The following is a 16,415-nucleotide window of genomic DNA, read 5'->3' on the forward strand; positions in this document are numbered from 1 at the left end:
CCTCTTGGTTTTATTATCTCAGGTGAACGGGTATTCTGTCGATGATACGGGTGCGTTGGTGCTGACAACAGTAGCCGGCAAGACGATAACGGCTCGCAGACGCTAGGCAGGCGAGAGACGCGCTGAGACGCGTGAAGTAGAAAACAAGAGGCTGGAAATGACTGATAGCACGACGCAACCCGCCGGGAAGCCAGCTTCGAAAGTGGCAATTTTCGTGGTTCTGCTCCTGATTGTGATGGTTGTTCTTTACGCTTTGGCGGATCGCATGGCACCGTCCTCGTCTCGCGGCATTGTTTCCGCCTATGTCGTTCAAATCGCGCCACGGGTGTCGGGTGAAGTGACCGATGTGCTGGTCGATGACGATGCCGTGGTTCAGGCGGGCGATCCGCTGTTTGCCATCGATTCGCGTCCGTTCGAATTGGCGGTCAGACAGGCAGAGGCCAATCTTGAAACCGCGCTTCAGAACGTCAACGCCTCTGGTGCCTCGCTGGTGGCGGCACAGGCTGCCGTCACGCAGGCCCGTTCCGCACTGGACAACACCCGTGCCGAGGCTGACCGCACCTTCCGGCTGGAAGAGCGTGGCATCGCGGCGACAGCACAGGGCGATCAGGCCCGCGCCGGTGTCGCGCAAGCAGAGGCCGCGCTGCAAACCGCCGAAGCGAACCTCAAAAGCGCGCGGGCCAAGCTGGGACCGCAAGGAAAGGACAATCCCGCCATCCTTGGGGCGGAGGCGCAGCTGGAAAAGGCGCAGTACGATCTTGCCTCCACCACCGTGACCGCACCGCATCTGGGCGTGGTGACGAATGTCACCCTGTCGGAGGGGCAGTTCATCGGGGCGGGCAATCCGGCACTGACCTTCATAGATGCCGAGGCCGCCTGGATCACGGTGGACCTGCGCGAGAACCAGTTGCAGGGCATCGGTGCCGGCGATTCGGCGCATCTGCTTTTCGATGCGCTGCCTGGGCAGATATTTGAGGGGCGCGTTCAAAGCGTCGCCTGGGGGATCAATCCGGGGCGCAACGTTCAGGGTGGTCTTGTGGTCAATCAACCCTCGAACCGTTGGTTCGAACCGGCCAGACGGATTCCCGTCCGGATCGAGATTGACGGTGGCATGGAAAACTGGCCCCGCGCCGTGCGGGTGGGGGGCAAGGTTCATGCGGTGGTTTTCGCGCAAAGCGACACCGGTCCGATTGCCTTGATCGCAAGGGGCATGCAGCGTCTGCGGTCCTGGTTCAGCTATCTGCACTGAACACGCCAATGTATGTCACACCTCGCCCCGACCCGATAGAAGATCCGCTTTATGGCATCCGCCTTGGGCTGATGGGCGCGTTGGCATATCTCGCGATCCCGATCCTAAATCCGGCGCTGCCTCCGATCATCGCGGCCCTGCCGGTCGGTCTGATTGCGTCACAACGCCGTGCCTTTGATCCGGGCAAGGCCATCGGCGGCGTGGTTGCGATGATCGTGCTGCCCTGGATCATGACATGGTTTGTTGAATGGCTGCGGCCCATGCCCTTGGTCTATGTCGGGGCCATGTGGCTTGTGTATTTCTCGGGCTTTCTGTTGATCCTGCGGTCCGGCGCGCAGGCAGGCATGTTGATCGTTGTCGTGGCCGTGCTGATGTCTGTGATGGGGATGCATGGCAATGCAACGGTCGAGTTTCTGCGTGACGGGTTTGTGCAGGCCTCGCTGGTGGCATTGGTGGTGGGTCCTCTGGTCTATCTGCTATTACCGCCGCGCACCCGCGAAAAACAGGTGGACGACCCGAAGCCGGGCGGCGGAAACACGACGCTTGGGGCGGCGATCCGCGCGTCGGTATTGCTGGGGCTGAGCTTCTGGCTATACGCCGTGATGCAGCCTTCGGATATGATGATGGCCGTGGTCGCGGCCATGGTTCTGGTATTCCCGACCCGCAACGCAGTGTTCGATGAGGCGCGGCAGCGTGTGCGTGCCACGTTCTACGGCGGGGCGATTGCTGTCGGCGTGCTGGCGCTTTTCACTCTGTCGCCAAACCTGCCGATCCTGCTGGGCCTGATTTTTCTCAGCGGATTATGGCTGGGCCAGAAGATGCTGAACGGCACACGGCCAAGCATGGTCTATCAATACGCCTTCTCCGTCGCGCTGGCCCTGATCGCCGGGGCGCTCAGTACGCAGGATCCGGTTTATGCCACTTTCACGCGGATCGTCCTGACGTTGACCGGGGCTTTCACGGCCGCCTTCACCGTGGCACTTCTGGACGCAATGACCGGCTGGCGCGAAGAGGCGGAGCCGGCTGCTCAAGGACCCACAGTGACATGATGTATATCGTAAAACTTCTTGTGACCCTGTTGGTATTTGTGGGCGTTGTCATTCTCATTGCCCGCATGGTTTTTACCGTGCCGACGGTAGAGGAGCGGACCGATACGACGGCACTGGAGCCAGCATTGGATGGCCCACTGGCCGACGCTCTGATCGAGCGTGAGGCTGCCAATGCAGGCTTGACCGGCGTTGCGCCGTTGCAAAACGGTGCCGACGCATTTGCCGCGCGGATGATCCTTGCCGATGCGGCAGTGTCGTCCATAGACGCGCAATATTACATCTGGCATGGCGATCTGACCGGAACTTTGCTGCTTGATGCGCTGGTGCGCGCCGCCGACAGGGGCGTGCGGGTTCGGCTGCTTCTGGATGACAATGGCACTGGCGGGCTGGACCCGGAACTGGCAAAGATGAATGCCCATCCCATGATCGAGGTCCGTCTGTGGAACCCGTTCAACCTGCGCCATTTCAAGATGCTGTCTTATGGGTTCGATTTTTTCCGGCTGAACCGGCGGATGCACAACAAATCCTTCACCGTGGATGGACGCGCCACGATTCTTGGGGGCCGCAATATCGGCGACGAATATTTCTCTACCGGGTCTACAGCGCTTTATGTCGATCTGGATGTTCTCGCCGTAGGTGCAATCATTCCCGAAGTGTCTGCCGATTTCGATAAGTACTGGGCCGCGCCTTCGGTGCATCCTGTCGGTCCGATTGTCGGCGCTCCGCAGGACGCAGACCCGGTTGCCGATCGTCTCGCCTCGTATCAGGCAGACCCGCAAATGGCGGAATACCGTGCTCTGCTGCAATCTTCGGACATCGTTGCCGCGCTCGCGGCGGGTGAAATGGGGGTGGAGTGGACAAACTCCATGCTGGTCAGCGACGATCCGGTAAAGGGGGAAGGGGCCGTTCCGCGTGAAGACCTGTTAGCGTCGCGGCTTAGAAAGGCCGTGGGCGAAATTGAAAGCAGTTTCGATGGTATTTCGCCCTATTTTGTCCCCGGAAAGGCAGGGGTCAATGCCTTTGCGACACTTGCAAGCCAGAGGGTTGTCGTTCGGATGCTGACCAATTCGCTGGAGGCGACGGATGTGCTTCCGGTGCATGCGGGCTATGCCAAGCACCGCGAAGATATGCTGAAAGCCGGAGTCGTCCTCTATGAACTGCGCCAACAGGCGGCGGTTGACGCGCCAATAGATCGCCTGGGCCCGTTCGGGTCGTCCGGGGCGAGTCTCCACGCCAAGACCTTTGCCGTGGACGGGAAACGCATCTTTGTCGGTTCCTTCAACTTCGATCCACGCTCGACCACGCTCAATACCGAAATGGGGCTTCTGATTGATAGCGAACTGTTGGCGCAAGGATTGCACGATGCTTTTGACAAAGATTTGCAGGGCCTCGCATGGCGGGTAGAGCGCAAGGATAATGATCTTGTCTGGATCGATCCCGAGGATGGCTCGACAGTGACGGATGAACCGGGGACGACGTTTCTCAAACGTGCCGCGCTGACGGTGATTGGATGGCTGCCGATCGAGTGGCTGCTTTGACGGATCCATCGGAAAAACCCTCCGGGAACGGAGCGCTTGAAGATTGGCGCACCGGATGAGCGGGCGTCCCCTTTGCATCGTAAGCTGGAATATCCGTAAAGCCGTAGGCCTTGACTGGCGGCGTGATCCGGCCCGCGTATTGCGAGTGCTGTCTTCTATGAAGCCGGACATCATACTGCTTCAGGAAGCGGATAAACGGCTGTCGCCCCGCCATCCGGCGTTGCCACTGGATCAGGTGGCAAGAGCTGGATGGACTGCTTTGAACGCCGATCCCAGGACACCTTCGATCGGTCATCACGGCAACGCCATATTGTTGCGGAGCGACTTTATCGCAACTCGCATCGAGCCGGTCGATCTGCCCGGTCTGGAGCCGCGCGGCGCTCTGCTCGCCCGCATCCAGGGATCGTTCGGGGCCGTGACGGTGGGTGGATTGCATCTTGGCCTGCGCCATGCCGACCGCCGACGCCAGATCGCAAACGTCATTGAAGCGGCAGAGCGTATCGGGGGGCGAATCGTTCTGGGAGGCGACCTGAATGAATGGAGAAGGTCCGACGAGGCTTTCGGTTTGCCGGACGGCTGGAGAACATTGGCACCAAGCGCAACATTCCATGCCGCGCGTCCTACTCTGCGGTTCGACCGGTTTCTGATCGGACCGGGTAATGGCGATCCCGTCGCGGATGTTCCGCACAAGGGGGAAAGCCTGCGCGCATCGGATCATCTTCCAATTCGGCTTCTGGTCGATACGTAGGGCGTTGCACGGCAAGTTGGTGTACGGCCGTCGACAATAACAGCGATGATGTGATCGAATGGTGCAACCACTTTTGAAATCGCAACGGTTTGTGCAGAAACTCCTTGAAGGGGCGGGCTGAGCACTGCGTAGCATCTGTCGGGCACTGAAAGCCTGACATTGTTAAAATCGATTTCTGCAACCGGCTGTGGGTCCGACGAGCGGGAAGGGGCCTCAACGCAAAAAGGCCGCCTTAGGGGCGGCCTTGTCAGATTGGCGAGCGCAAAGGCTCAGCCTTTTTGCGGAGCAGACTGTTGTTGAGGCTGCTGTGCGGCTGCGCGGGGCGCTGCGGCACCCTTGGTTGCCAGCGGGTCGTCTTGACGCTGCACGGAGCCTTCGAAATGCGCACCGCTTTCAATTGCGATGGTCTTGTGGATGATGTCACCCTCGACCCGAGCGGTCGCGGTCAGGCGAACCTTCAACCCGCGCACACGGCCGACGATGCGGCCATTGATCACAACGTCATCCGCCATCACTTCGCCTTTGACGGTGGCGCTTTCGCCGACGGTCAGTAGATGGGCGCGAATGTCGCCTTCGACGGTGCCTTCGATCTGGATATCGCCGGTCGTCTTGACGTTGCCGGTGATGTGAAGGTCGGGGCTAAGCACCGACGCAGGCGGTTTTGCCTTGGGCGCCGAGGCTTGAAAATCAGATTGCGGACGGGGAGCGGAGGACGAGGCATCGGCGGTTGCCGATTTCGGCGCGTCGTCGGCTTTCGGCCCGGGCTCGTTGATCTTGCTCTTAGAAAACATCGTTTGCAGCCTTGATATAGGTCATTGGATTGACAGCGTTGCCGCCGACTCGGACCTCATAATGTAGATGGGTCCCGGTCGAGCGTCCAGTATTGCCCATATCACCAATGCGACTTCCGCGCGAGACCCTTTGCCCCTTCTTCACGCGAATCTTGGACATATGCGCGTAGCGGGTTTCGATGCCGAATTCGTGCTGGATCTTCACAAGATTCCCGTAGCCCGACTGCCATCCCGCATGGATAACCACGCCATCCGCCGTGGAATAGATGGGCGTGCCGTGTGGCGCTGCAAAATCGGTACCTGCGTGCAGGCGGCCCCAACGGTAGCCGAAGCCGCTGGTGAAGCGGAACGAATCCTTCAGCGGGCTGGCAAACGGTGCCTTCTGGGCCGCGATTCGATACAGGTTCAGCCGGTCCATCTGGCCAAGGATGCTGTTGGCGCGCATCGCATCATCGGACGGGCCTTCGCCGCGTGTCGACAGGCTGAGCGGCGTCAGCGGACCACCCTGACCGGAATAGCCCTTGCGGACCTGAGACAGGATACGGTCCGGGTCCATACCCGCGGCGGTAAACATCTTGTCGAGCGGTTTGACCGAGACGGTCATGGCTTCTTCAAGCTGGCGGAAAATGCGGTCGTTTGCATCCTCCATGACGCGGATCTCGCTGGCCATCGCGTCGGCCTGGGTCAGGGCGTGCTGCGCATCGGCGAGGATCTGGTCACGCTCGATCGCTGTGCGCTCCAGTGCTTCGGCCATGAAATCCATGGTGCCGTCGGCGCTGTGGTCGCCTTGCGCCAATTGCACGTCGCCATCGGCAAGCTGGGCCTCGATGGAGGCAAGCTTGCGGGTGATGTCCTTACGCTGGGTCATCGTATCGCGAAGCGTGGCTTGAATGACCTCGATGCCGGCTTCCAACTCGCTGCGGCGGGTTTCGGACTGCAACAATTGTGACTGCATCACGGACACCTGCGCCAGCGCGGTGTTGAAGCGTTCCTGTGCGGCCAACGCTTCTTCGGCGCGGATGTCGCGTTCGGTGGAGAGCGCGTTGAGGCGCTGCTGATAGGTCGCCTGATCGCGAATGGCCTGCTCGCGGAAATTGCCGGAGCCGATGGAATCCATCAGCACGATGGCTGTTGCGATGATCGCCCAACCGACGATAACCGCGCTCCCGGTAGAGGCGAGCGCTTGCGTGCCGGGCTTGAGACGGATGAACCGGGTGTCGGTTTCGGACCTCAGAAAGAGTCGGCGTTCCGGGAAGAAGCGCTCAAGTAGCGCATGTGTCTTGATCGCGAGTCGCGTTCTCACCTGTCCGTCCTTGTCCAGCCCCGTTTACGGCACTCAGGTCAACTGGGACCGGGTACCTTGGATGCTGGCTTATCCAGACGTTGGCATTTTCGCAACGATTTTGGGTTAGTCGATTCGTCGCAAGGTGGCGTTTTGGTCGAAAGCGGCAAAAAACCGCCGATCTAGAATGGTTTGCGATCCGGATTACCCGGCGATGGTCAGGTCAGCGGCCAGTAGAAATCCGGGGGCAACCCCGCTTCGGCACGCTTTTCTTCGTTGAATGGCGGCTTCAAAGAGCTATGGAAATACCGGCCGACAAGATCGTGGAATGCCAGTTTCGGGTCCATTTCATGGCGTCCGCACAAAAAGTGAAACCATTTGGAGCCGTAGGCGACGTGATGGACCTCTTCGGCGTAGATCGTTTCAAGCGCGGCCACCGCCTGCCTGTCGCCCGCCTTGGTGAACAGCGCGATCATGCCGGGGGTCACGTCCAGTCCGCGGGCCTCCAGAACCATTGGCACAACCGCAAGGCGGCCCATGAAATCCTCGGCTGTATCTTCTGCGGCGCGCCACATCCCGGCATGGGCGGGCAGGGCACCGTAATGGCTGCCCGCATCTTCAAGACAGTCGCACATCAGATTGAAATGTTTCGATTCTTCGTCCGCCGCCTTGACCCAATCGTCGTAATAGCCAACCGGCATCGGAATATCCGAGAAGCGCGCGATGATGTCCCAATGCAGATCCACTGCGTTCAGCTCGATATGCGCGACGGCGTGCAGCATCGCGATGCGGCCCTGCGGCGTGCCGGGTTTGCGCTTTGGCATTTGTCTGGCGTCAAGAAGCTCTGGCCGGGCGGGGCGCGACGGTTGCATCGGCGGTACCGCGCGCCCGATTTCCGGCGTTTCACCTGCTTCGCGGGCGGCAAACCAGTCCGCCGCGTGGCGGCGCGATTTGGCGGTTTTCTCACGGCCGTCCGACGTGGTCAGAACGTCCACTGCCATCTCGCTCAAGCTTAACATCGACACTCTGTTCCTTTGTGAGCAACCATGGGCCACATCTCGTCGCGAGGGATGTGCAGATCTTCTGGTTGAAAGACGTGTGACGGCCGTTACACGTCTTTTGCGGCGGCCAGAACTTCTTCTGCATGGCCGGGGACTTTCACTTTGCGCCATTCGCGCGCGATGCGACCGTCGCCGTCGATCAGGAAGGTCGAGCGTTCTATCCCCATGAATGTCTTGCCATACATGGATTTCTCTTTCCACACGCCGTAGCGTTCGCAGGTATCTCCGCCTTCGTCTGACAGAAGCGGCACGGTCAGCCCGTGCTTGGCCACGAATTTTTCATGTTTGGCCACGCTGTCCTTTGATATGCCGTAGATCCGCACGCCCAAAGTGGCAAATTCCGGCAGAAGACCTGAAAAGCCGATGGCTTCTTTCGTGCAGCCGGAGGTATCATCACGCGGGTAAAAGAACAGCACGACCGGGGCGGGCCGCAAGGCCGATAGGGTCATCTCGTCACCGCCGTCGCGTGGCAGGGTGAAATCCGGTGCCATCTCGGCAGCTTGTGCGGAATCTGTGGACATTTGCGGCTCCTTATCCTTTGCAGCGTTAGAGGTTTCATATCAAACTCGACGCGACAAGCGTAATCGCGAAAGGCATCATGTCCAGTGACCAACGCAGAAAGACCTGAACAGCCTGCAAGATCGCGGCGGGGACTGCATCTTGCAGGTTGGCTGTTGGTGGTGCTGCTGTTGCTGGGCGCGCTTGCAGGAGCAGGGGCACTATACGTTGTGGGGCGGCCCATTGCCGCGCCGGACTGGCTGCGCGACCGGATCGAGCAGCGCATCGGGCAGACCGTTCCCGGACTTGCAGTGGCTTTCGGTGAGGTCACGTTTCTGATCGAACGTAACGGCGCGCCCAGACTGTCGCTTTACGACGTGGATATCGGCACCAGTGACGGGCGGAGCCTTGCCTCGCTCAGCGATGTTGAGGCTGTGCTGTCACGCGGGGCGTTGCTGCGCGGCGAACCGAAGCTGAAGTCGGTCACGCTGGCGGGAGCTTTTGTCACCATGCGGCGCGATCGGGATGGCCGCTTTGGGCTGTCTTTCGGCGATGCTCTGGCACCCGAAGGGGCTGCGCCGGACCTGCCTGCGATCATCACAGCGGTGGACACCGCACTGGCCAACCCGCGCCTTGATGCGCTGGAGGAGATCACGGCCGAAGGTTTGACGCTGCGCTATGAGGATGCCCGCGCCCGTCGCGGCTGGACCGCCGATGGCGGGCGGCTTGCGCTGACGCGCGGTGACCGGGCGCTGTCCCTGCGCGGTGATTTCGCGGTTCTTGGCGGGGGAACAAATGTGGCCACGATCGCGCTGAACGCCGAAAGCGCGCTCGGGGATCCAGGGCTGGTCTTTGGTGTGACGCTCGCGGATATGCCGTCACGCGATATTGCCACGCAAGGCCCGGCGCTGGCCTGGCTCAAGGGGCTGAGGGCACCGATCTCGGGGTCGATGCGCGCGCAGATGTTCGGCGATGGCAGCCTTGGCCCGCTGAACGCGACGCTGGCAATTGGCGAAGGTGTGCTGCAACCCACCGATCAGACCAGCCCGGTGCCCTTCACGGGCGCGCGCAGCTATTTTACCTATCACCCCGATACGGAAACACTGGTTTTCGACGAAATCTCGGTCAAGTCCGACTGGGGGCAGGCGCTGGCAGAGGGCCGCGCGACGTTGACGGGCCTGCAAAGCGGCTGGCCCAGTGCGATGCTGGGGCAGTTCCGTGTCTCCGACATCCGCACCAATCCCGGCGGTTTTTTTGAAACGGATCTTGCCCTGAAAGGCGCCGAGGCTGATTTTCAGCTGGAGCTGGACCCGTTCCGCTTTTCGCTGGGGCGGATGCGACTGGTGGACGAAGACCTGCCGCTGCGGATCTCGGGCGAGGCAGCAGCGGGGGAAGAGGGCTGGCACCTGGCGCTGGATGCGCGCGTGGCCAAGGTAGCGCCTGCTCGTGTGGAAGAGCTTTGGCCACCGCATGTGGTGACCAAGACTCGCAAATGGGTGCGCGAGAATGTGCAGGGTGGGGTGTTGCAGGATGTGCAATTCGCGCTGCGTGTCGAACCCGGAAAGCCACCGGCAACATATCTGGGTGCCGAATTCGAGGACGCGCAGGTGCAATACGCGCGGACCCTGCCGCCGGTCACCGGCGGGTCGGGGCAGTTTGTCATCAATGGCAAGCGGTTGTTCGCGACCGTTGACAAGGGGCAGGTCGCGGCAAGCGAAGGGCAGCCGCTGGATATTTCAGGTTCCACCTTCACCATTCCGGACATAACCCAGCGCCCTGCAACCGGCAGGTTGGAGTTGAACGCAACGGGCCGGATCCCGGCGGCGCTGGCCTTTCTGAACCGTGAACCGCTGTCGGTCATGGATCGCGCCAAGCGGCCGGTCGATGTGGCCGAGGGGCGCGCGACCGTCACCGGATGGATGGAACGGCCATTACGCAAAGGCGTGAAGCTGCCCGACATGACCTTCCGCTTCGACGCGGATCTGACCGATGTGCGAAGTGACAAGCTGATCCCCGGCCGTACCCTGCGCGCGTCGCAACTGAAGGTGGAGGCCACACAGGAGAGCGTTAGCATCAGCGGACCCGCGCGGCTTGGTGCCGTGCCATTCAATGGCACATGGAGCATGCCCTTGGGCCAGCCCGGCGCGGCCAGCAAACTGACTGGAAAGCTGGAACTGGGACAGGCTTTTGCGGATGAGTTCGGCATCGCGCTGCCGCGCGGGATGCTGTCGGGAAAGGCGCAGGCAGATCTGGCACTGACGCTTGAAAAGGACCGTGCGCCAGCGTTTTCCCTGTCGTCAAATCTGGCGGGGCTGGGGATGCGGCTTGATGCGCTGAACTGGGGGCTGAGCCAGCGCCAGACCGGCAAGCTGGAGGTCGCAGGGCACCTTTCGAAGCCTGTTCAGATCGACCGGTTCAGCCTGTCGGGGGCGGGTCTGAATGCGGGCGGCGACGTCCGGCTGAATGCCAATGGCAGTCTTGACCGAATTGCGTTGAACCGCGTGCAACTGGGCGGTTGGCTGGATGCGCCGGTGGTGCTGACGGGGCGCGGTGCAGGCGTGCCGCTTGCAATCACGCTGCAAGGCGGAACCGTCGATATGCGCAAGGCAAGTATCGGTGGCGGATCAGGTGGCGGTGGGGGCAGCACCGGGCCAATCACACTGGCGCTTGACCGGTTGCAGATCTCTGACGGGATTGCGTTGCAGCCGTTTCGGGGGACGTTCACCACCGGGGGCGGGCTGGATGGCAGGTTCACCGCACGCATCAACGGCGGTCCGGATATTGCGGGTGTCGTCTCGCCGCAAAGGGGCGGGGGCAGTGCCTACCGCATCCAGTCGCAAGAGGCAGGCAAGGTATTTGCGGCGGCGGGCTTGTTGAAGAACGTGGCGGGCGGCGAGATGGACCTGACCCTGCGGCCGACCGGCCGGACCGGCACGTTTGACGGGATATTGAAAGTGACCAATCCGCGCTTGCGCAGTGGCAACGCGTTGGCGGCCCTGCTGGACGGGATCAGCGTCGTCGGACTGCTTGACCAGATGAACGGGCCCGGCATCTACTTTACGGATGTCGAGGCGAAGTTCCGGCTGACGCCCGCGCAGGTGATCCTGTCGCAATCCAGCGCCGTTGGACCGTCGATGGGCCTGTCGCTGGACGGATATTACACGCTGGCCAGCAAGGCGATGGATTTTCAGGGCGTGATCTCTCCGATCTATATCCTCAACGGAATAGGGTCGCTGTTCACCCGCAAGGGCGAGGGGTTGATCGGGTTCAACTTTACCATCAAGGGCACGTCGGATACGCCACAGGTCGGCGTGAACCCGCTATCGATTCTGACGCCCGGCATGTTCCGCGAAATCTTTCGCAGGCCGCCGCCGACCACCCAGTGATGCACCCAAACCTGAGATGAAGAGCCCGCCATGAAGCTTGCCGATTTTGACTTTGACCTGCCGGATGAATTGATCGCCACGCGCCCTGCGAACCCGCGTTCCTCGGCGCGGCTGCTGGTGGCGCAGGGCGATGACATCCACGATGCGGTGGTCACGGATCTGTTGACGTGGCTGCGCCCCGGCGACCGGCTGGTTCTGAACGATACGCGGGTGATCCCGGCGCGCTTGTCTGGCTTGCGCGAACGTGATGGGGTCGAAGGACTGACGCAGGCTCGGATCGAAGTCACGCTGCTGGATCCGGCGGCGGATGGTTGCTGGATGGCGCTGCTCAAACCGCTGAAGAAAGTGCGCGACGGCGAGGAGATCACCTTTTCGCCTGACCTGTCCGCGACGGTCGAGGCGCGCGAGGATGGACAGGCGCGGCTGCGCTTCAACCTGTCGGGCACCGATTTTGATGCGGCTCTGGCAGAGGCGGGGGCCATGCCGCTGCCGCCCTATATTGCCGCGAAACGCCCCGCCGACGAACAGGACAAGACCGACTATCAGACCGTGTGGGCGAAACGCCCCGGTGCCGTGGCCGCCCCCACGGCGTCGCTTCATTTTGACTCCGAATTGCTGGCACTTCTGCGCGAAGGCGGCATCCAGTTTACCCATGTGACATTGCATGTCGGCGCGGGCACCTTCCTGCCCGTCAAGGTCGAGGATGTGACCACCCACCGGATGCATGCCGAATGGGGCGAAGTCACGGAAGAGGCCGCCGCCGAGATCGCGGCCACACGCGCGGCGGGCGGGCGTGTCATCCCGGTGGGGACAACGGCGCTGCGCCTGATCGAAAGTGCGGCAGCAGATGGTGAGATCCGCGCCTGGTCCGGCGATACGGATATATTCATCTATCCGGGCTACGAATTCCGCATCACCGACGCGCTGATGACCAATTTTCATCTACCCAAGTCGACCTTGCTGATGCTGGTCTCGGCGCTGATGGGACAGGACACGATCCGGCATATCTATGCGCATGCGGTAGAGGCAGAATACCGCTTCTTTTCCTACGGCGATGCCTCGCTGCTTTTGCCGCCTTGCAAAAGCGACGCCGAAGGATGAAGAGCGTCGCTGCGAAGACAGTTGATTCTTCGCACGGCCTTTAGGCTGAAACAAAGGCCCTGGCGCCAAAACTCTCTTTCGTTCCGCCGGAGGCACGATGCTGTACGTTCTCAAAAACTCATGGGCGCTTTTGCTTGGCATGATGCTGCTGATGCTGGGCAATGGCCTTCAGGGGTCGCTTCTCAGCGTGCGGGGCGGCGAGGCGGGGTTTTCCGCCTTCCAGATGTCGATGGTCATGTCGGCCTATTTCCTGGGTTTCCTGTTCGCGTCGCGGATGACGCCCGGAATGATCCGGCGTGTTGGCCATGTCCGTGTCTTCGCAGCACTTGGGTCGTTCATTTCGGCCGTGCTGATCATGTATCCGACGTTTGAACATCCGACGGCCTGGATCATCGGCCGTGTGATCATCGGGTTTTGCTATTGCGGCGTCTATGTCACCGCCGAAAGCTGGTTGAATAACGCCGCCAGCAACGAGACCCGCGGACAGTCGCTATCGCTTTACATGATCGTGCAAATGGTCGGAATTATTGCTTCGCAGGGTTTGCTTCTGGTGCCGGATCAGTCCGGCTATCTGCTCTATGTGATTCCGTCGGTGCTGGTGTCTATCGCCTTTGCCCCGATCCTGTTGTCGATCTCGCCGACGCCGGCGTTCGAGACGACCAAACCGATGAAGCTAAGCGTGCTGTACCACACCTCGCCTTTGGGCTGTGTTGGCATGTTCTTGCTGGGCGGTGTTTTCGCATCGCAATTCGGCATGGCGGCGGTGTACGGAACGCAGGCGGGCATGACGCTGACGCAAATCTCGATGTTTGTGGCGTCGTTCTATGTTGGTGCGCTGGTGTTGCAATATCCGCTTGGCTGGCTCTCCGACCGGATGGACCGGCGCGAATTGATCACGATCTGCGCCGGTATCGGCGGTGTCGCGGCATCGGTTGCGGTCTTGCTGAACGGAAATTTCGCGCTGATGCTGGTGGCGGCCTTCCTGATCGGCGGCATGTCCAATCCGCTTTATTCGCTGCTGATCGCCTATACAAACGACTTCCTCGGGACCGAGGACATGGCCGCCTCGTCTGGTGGATTGCTGTTCATCAACGGGCTTGGTGCCATTGCGGGCCCGTTGATCACCGGCTGGATGATCGAGGTGTTTGGACCCGGCGGGTTCTTCGTGTTCATTGCCGGTCTGATGCTCTCCCTGACGGGCTATGCCCTCTACCGGATGACACAACGTGCGGCACCGTCGATTGAAGAAACCGCGGCTTATTCGCCGCTGACCGCGGGCTCGACACCCGTCGCTGTCGAGGTGGCACAGGAACTGGCAATCGAAAGCGCGCAGGACGAGCCTCAGGACGCCACTGCATGATGTGACGGTTTGTCGTAATTTGTTACTGTTTCAAACTGTTAATGAGGTGTTAGCATTCTCGCATCTGCGGGGGGGCAAACCGCAAGGAGTGTGAGCCATGGTGGCACCTGAAGATGTTCTCAAGTTCTGGCTCGATGAAATCGGGCCAAAAGGTTGGTATCAGGGTAGCAAGGAGCTGGACGCGCAGATACGCGACAAGTTTCTTGAGAGCTGGCAAGGCGCGATGGAGGGGCGTCACGCGATGTGGCTGACCTACCCGTCCGGGGCGCTGGCCTATATCATCCTTGTCGACCAGTTCCCCCGCAACATGTTCCGCGGCACAGAGCAGTCCTTCGCGTCTGACAAGATCGGTCTGGCCGCTGCGAAACAAGCGGTCAAACGCGGCTGGGATCTGAAGATCGACGAACCTGCGCGGCAGTTTTTCTACCTGCCAATGATGCATTCGGAAAACCTGTGTGATCAGGACAGGTGCATCCGGCTGATGAGCGACCGGATGAAGGAAACCGGCGCAAGCAACCTTACCCATGCACAGGCGCATCGCGAGATCATTCGCCAGTTTGGACGGTTTCCCTATCGCAATGACGCGCTTGGACGAAAGACAACCGACGCCGAAGCAGAGTTCATGGCCGCAGGCGGTTACGCGAAAATGTTGAAGCAGATCAACGTCCCGGCCTGACAGGTCCTATTCGATAACGGGCGCGGGCGGCCCCGTGTCGCCCCGGTTCCCGTTGATGCCCTTCAGCTCTTCGGCTAGCGTGCTTTGGCATGACAGAACGAACCGGAGGTCCACGCTATGGCGTCGCAAACATTCGACATGATCGTGATCGGTGCGGGGCCGGGCGGCTATGTGGCCGCCATTCGTGGCGCGCAGCTTGGGCTCAAGGTCGCCATTGTCGAGCGCGAACATATGGGCGGCATCTGCCTCAACTGGGGGTGCATTCCGACCAAGGCGCTGCTGCGATCATCCGAGGTTTTTCACCTGATGCAGCGCGCCGGTGACTTTGGGCTGAAGGCCGATGGTATCGGCTATGATCTGGATGCCGTGGTCAAACGGTCGCGCGGCGTGGCCAAGCAACTGAATTCCGGCATCGGCCACCTGATGAAGAAAAACAAGGTCACAACTTTCATGGGCGAGGCGACGCTGCCTGCCAAAGGCCGGGTCAGAGTGAAGACCGACAACGGTACGCAGGAGCTTGAAGCCGACAATATCGTGCTGGCCACCGGAGCCCGCGCCCGGGAATTGCCGGGGCTTGAGGCGGATGGCAAACATGTCTGGACCTACAAGCACGCGCTGCAACCGCCGCATATGCCCAAACGTCTTCTGGTCATCGGATCCGGGGCCATCGGCATTGAATTCGCCAGCTTCTACAATACGCTGGGCGCGGACACGACCGTTGTTGAAGTCATGGATCGGATCCTGCCGGTCGAGGATGCCGAGATCTCGGCTTTTGCAAAAAAAGCCTTTGTGAAACAGGGCATGACCATACGCGAAAAAACCATGGTCACGAAACTTGAGCGCGGTAAGGCAGGCGTCCAGGCCCATATCGAACAGGCAGGCAAGACCGAGACACAGGCATTCGACACGGTGATCTCTGCTGTGGGGATCGTTGGCAATACCGAAGGTCTGGGGCTGGACGCGCTGGACGTGAAGGTCGAAAAAACCCATGTGGTCACGGATGAATATTGTCGTACCGGTGTGCCGGGCCTCTACGCCATCGGAGACCTCGCAGGCGCGCCCTGGCTTGCACACAAAGCCAGCCACGAAGGCGTGATGGTTGCGGAACTCATAGCAGGCGGTCAGCCGCACAGCGTATCACCCGAAGCGATTGCCGGCTGCACCTATTGCCAGCCGCAAATCGCCAGCGTCGGTCTGACAGAGGCGCAGGCCAAAGAGAAAGGTTTTGACATCAATGTGGGCCGTTTCCCATTCATCGGAAATGGCAAGGCTATTGCTCTTGGCGAGGCGGAAGGCCTGATAAAGACCATCTTCGACGCCAAGACCGGCGCGCTGCTTGGTGCCCATATGGTCGGTGCCGAGGTCACCGAACTGATCCAGGGCTATGTCGTCGCCCGACAGCTTGAGACAACCGAAGAAGACCTGATGCAAACCGTCTTCCCGCATCCGACCCTGTCAGAGATGATGCATGAAAGCGTGCTGGATGCCTACGGCCGCGCAATCCACGTCTGACTCCCCATAAAATGGGCAAAGAAAAAACCAATCACTGCTTCTTCTTGGTAAAAATACTCCGGGGTGTGTGAGGGGCTGGCCCCTCACTCCCGCAATTTCAAACAGGCATGTCGGATAATTCATCACAAAAAGGGTTCAACACCCATTTGCCTGTGCTCACCTGC

The 16,415-nt window shown here is 60.7% G+C and carries 13 protein-coding genes; 9 read left to right on the forward strand and 4 right to left on the reverse strand.

The genetic code is table 11. The features are described 5' to 3' along the window. The first annotated feature begins 157 nt into the window (after nt 1-157). The 4 genes from ACN0WV_RS13300 to ACN0WV_RS13315 are packed head-to-tail and all read left to right on the forward strand — an operon-like array spanning nt 158 to nt 4,584. Nucleotides 158-1,249 carry an HlyD family secretion protein gene (locus ACN0WV_RS13300; RefSeq protein ID WP_417606397.1) on the forward strand — a complete coding sequence of 364 codons (1,092 nt, stop codon included), beginning with the start codon at nt 158-160 and terminating at the stop codon, nt 1,247-1,249. Nucleotides 1,250-1,257: 8 nt separating this feature from the next. Next, on the forward strand, nt 1,258-2,298 hold the full coding sequence (locus ACN0WV_RS13305) for an FUSC family protein (RefSeq protein ID WP_417606398.1): 1,041 nt from the start codon (nt 1,258-1,260) through the stop codon (nt 2,296-2,298). Then, nucleotides 2,295-3,836, forward strand: coding sequence for a phospholipase D family protein (locus ACN0WV_RS13310; RefSeq protein WP_417606399.1), 1,542 nt, complete (start codon nt 2,295-2,297; stop codon nt 3,834-3,836). The genes ACN0WV_RS13305 and ACN0WV_RS13310 overlap by 4 nt, the downstream gene beginning before the upstream one ends. 55 nt (nt 3,837-3,891) lie before the next feature. Continuing rightward, nucleotides 3,892-4,584, forward strand: coding sequence for an endonuclease/exonuclease/phosphatase family protein (locus tag ACN0WV_RS13315; RefSeq protein WP_417606400.1), 693 nt, complete (start codon nt 3,892-3,894; stop codon nt 4,582-4,584). 269 nt (nt 4,585-4,853) lie between these two features. On the opposite strand, the gene ACN0WV_RS13320 is transcribed toward ACN0WV_RS13315, so the two are convergent. The 4 genes from ACN0WV_RS13320 to ACN0WV_RS13335 all read right to left on the reverse strand — a co-directional run bounded on the left by ACN0WV_RS13320 (nt 4,854) and on the right by ACN0WV_RS13335 (nt 8,239). Next, on the reverse strand, nt 4,854-5,375 hold the full coding sequence (locus ACN0WV_RS13320; RefSeq protein WP_417606402.1) for a bactofilin family protein: 522 nt from the start codon (nt 5,373-5,375) through the stop codon (nt 4,854-4,856). Then, nucleotides 5,365-6,678, reverse strand: coding sequence for a DUF5930 domain-containing protein (locus ACN0WV_RS13325; protein ID WP_417606404.1), 1,314 nt, complete (start codon nt 6,676-6,678; stop codon nt 5,365-5,367). The genes ACN0WV_RS13320 and ACN0WV_RS13325 overlap by 11 nt, the downstream gene beginning before the upstream one ends. 197 nt (nt 6,679-6,875) lie before the next feature. Next, nucleotides 6,876-7,676, reverse strand: coding sequence for a ferritin-like domain-containing protein (locus ACN0WV_RS13330; RefSeq protein ID WP_417606406.1), 801 nt, complete (start codon nt 7,674-7,676; stop codon nt 6,876-6,878). A gap of 89 nt (nt 7,677-7,765) precedes the next feature. Then, nucleotides 7,766-8,239, reverse strand: a complete 474-nt coding sequence (locus ACN0WV_RS13335) for a peroxiredoxin (RefSeq protein ID WP_417606408.1) — start codon at nt 8,237-8,239, stop codon at nt 7,766-7,768. An 84-nt stretch (nt 8,240-8,323) separates the two neighbouring features. On the opposite strand from ACN0WV_RS13335, the gene ACN0WV_RS13340 reads away from it, so the two are divergent. From ACN0WV_RS13340 to lpdA, 5 genes are all read left to right on the forward strand, one after another. Further along, nucleotides 8,324-11,602 carry a YhdP family protein gene (locus ACN0WV_RS13340; protein WP_417606410.1) on the forward strand — a complete coding sequence of 1,093 codons (3,279 nt, stop codon included), beginning with the start codon at nt 8,324-8,326 and terminating at the stop codon, nt 11,600-11,602. Nucleotides 11,603-11,632: 30 nt separating this feature from the next. After that, nucleotides 11,633-12,703 carry a tRNA preQ1(34) S-adenosylmethionine ribosyltransferase-isomerase QueA gene (queA, locus tag ACN0WV_RS13345; protein ID WP_417606412.1) on the forward strand — a complete coding sequence of 357 codons (1,071 nt, stop codon included), beginning with the start codon at nt 11,633-11,635 and terminating at the stop codon, nt 12,701-12,703. A gap of 97 nt (nt 12,704-12,800) precedes the next feature. Beyond that, complete coding sequence (locus tag ACN0WV_RS13350) at nt 12,801-14,063, forward strand: MFS transporter (protein WP_417606414.1); 1,263 nt, start codon at nt 12,801-12,803, stop codon at nt 14,061-14,063. A 97-nt stretch (nt 14,064-14,160) separates the two neighbouring features. Further along, nucleotides 14,161-14,739 carry a DUF924 family protein gene (locus ACN0WV_RS13355; protein WP_417606415.1) on the forward strand — a complete coding sequence of 193 codons (579 nt, stop codon included), beginning with the start codon at nt 14,161-14,163 and terminating at the stop codon, nt 14,737-14,739. Nucleotides 14,740-14,856: 117 nt separating this feature from the next. Then, nucleotides 14,857-16,251, forward strand: coding sequence for a dihydrolipoyl dehydrogenase (gene lpdA / locus ACN0WV_RS13360; RefSeq protein ID WP_417606417.1), 1,395 nt, complete (start codon nt 14,857-14,859; stop codon nt 16,249-16,251). Nucleotides 16,252-16,415 lie beyond the last annotated feature (164 nt).

The organism is Primorskyibacter flagellatus, assembly GCF_048268605.1.
GTDB lineage: Bacteria > Pseudomonadota > Alphaproteobacteria > Rhodobacterales > Rhodobacteraceae > Primorskyibacter > Primorskyibacter flagellatus.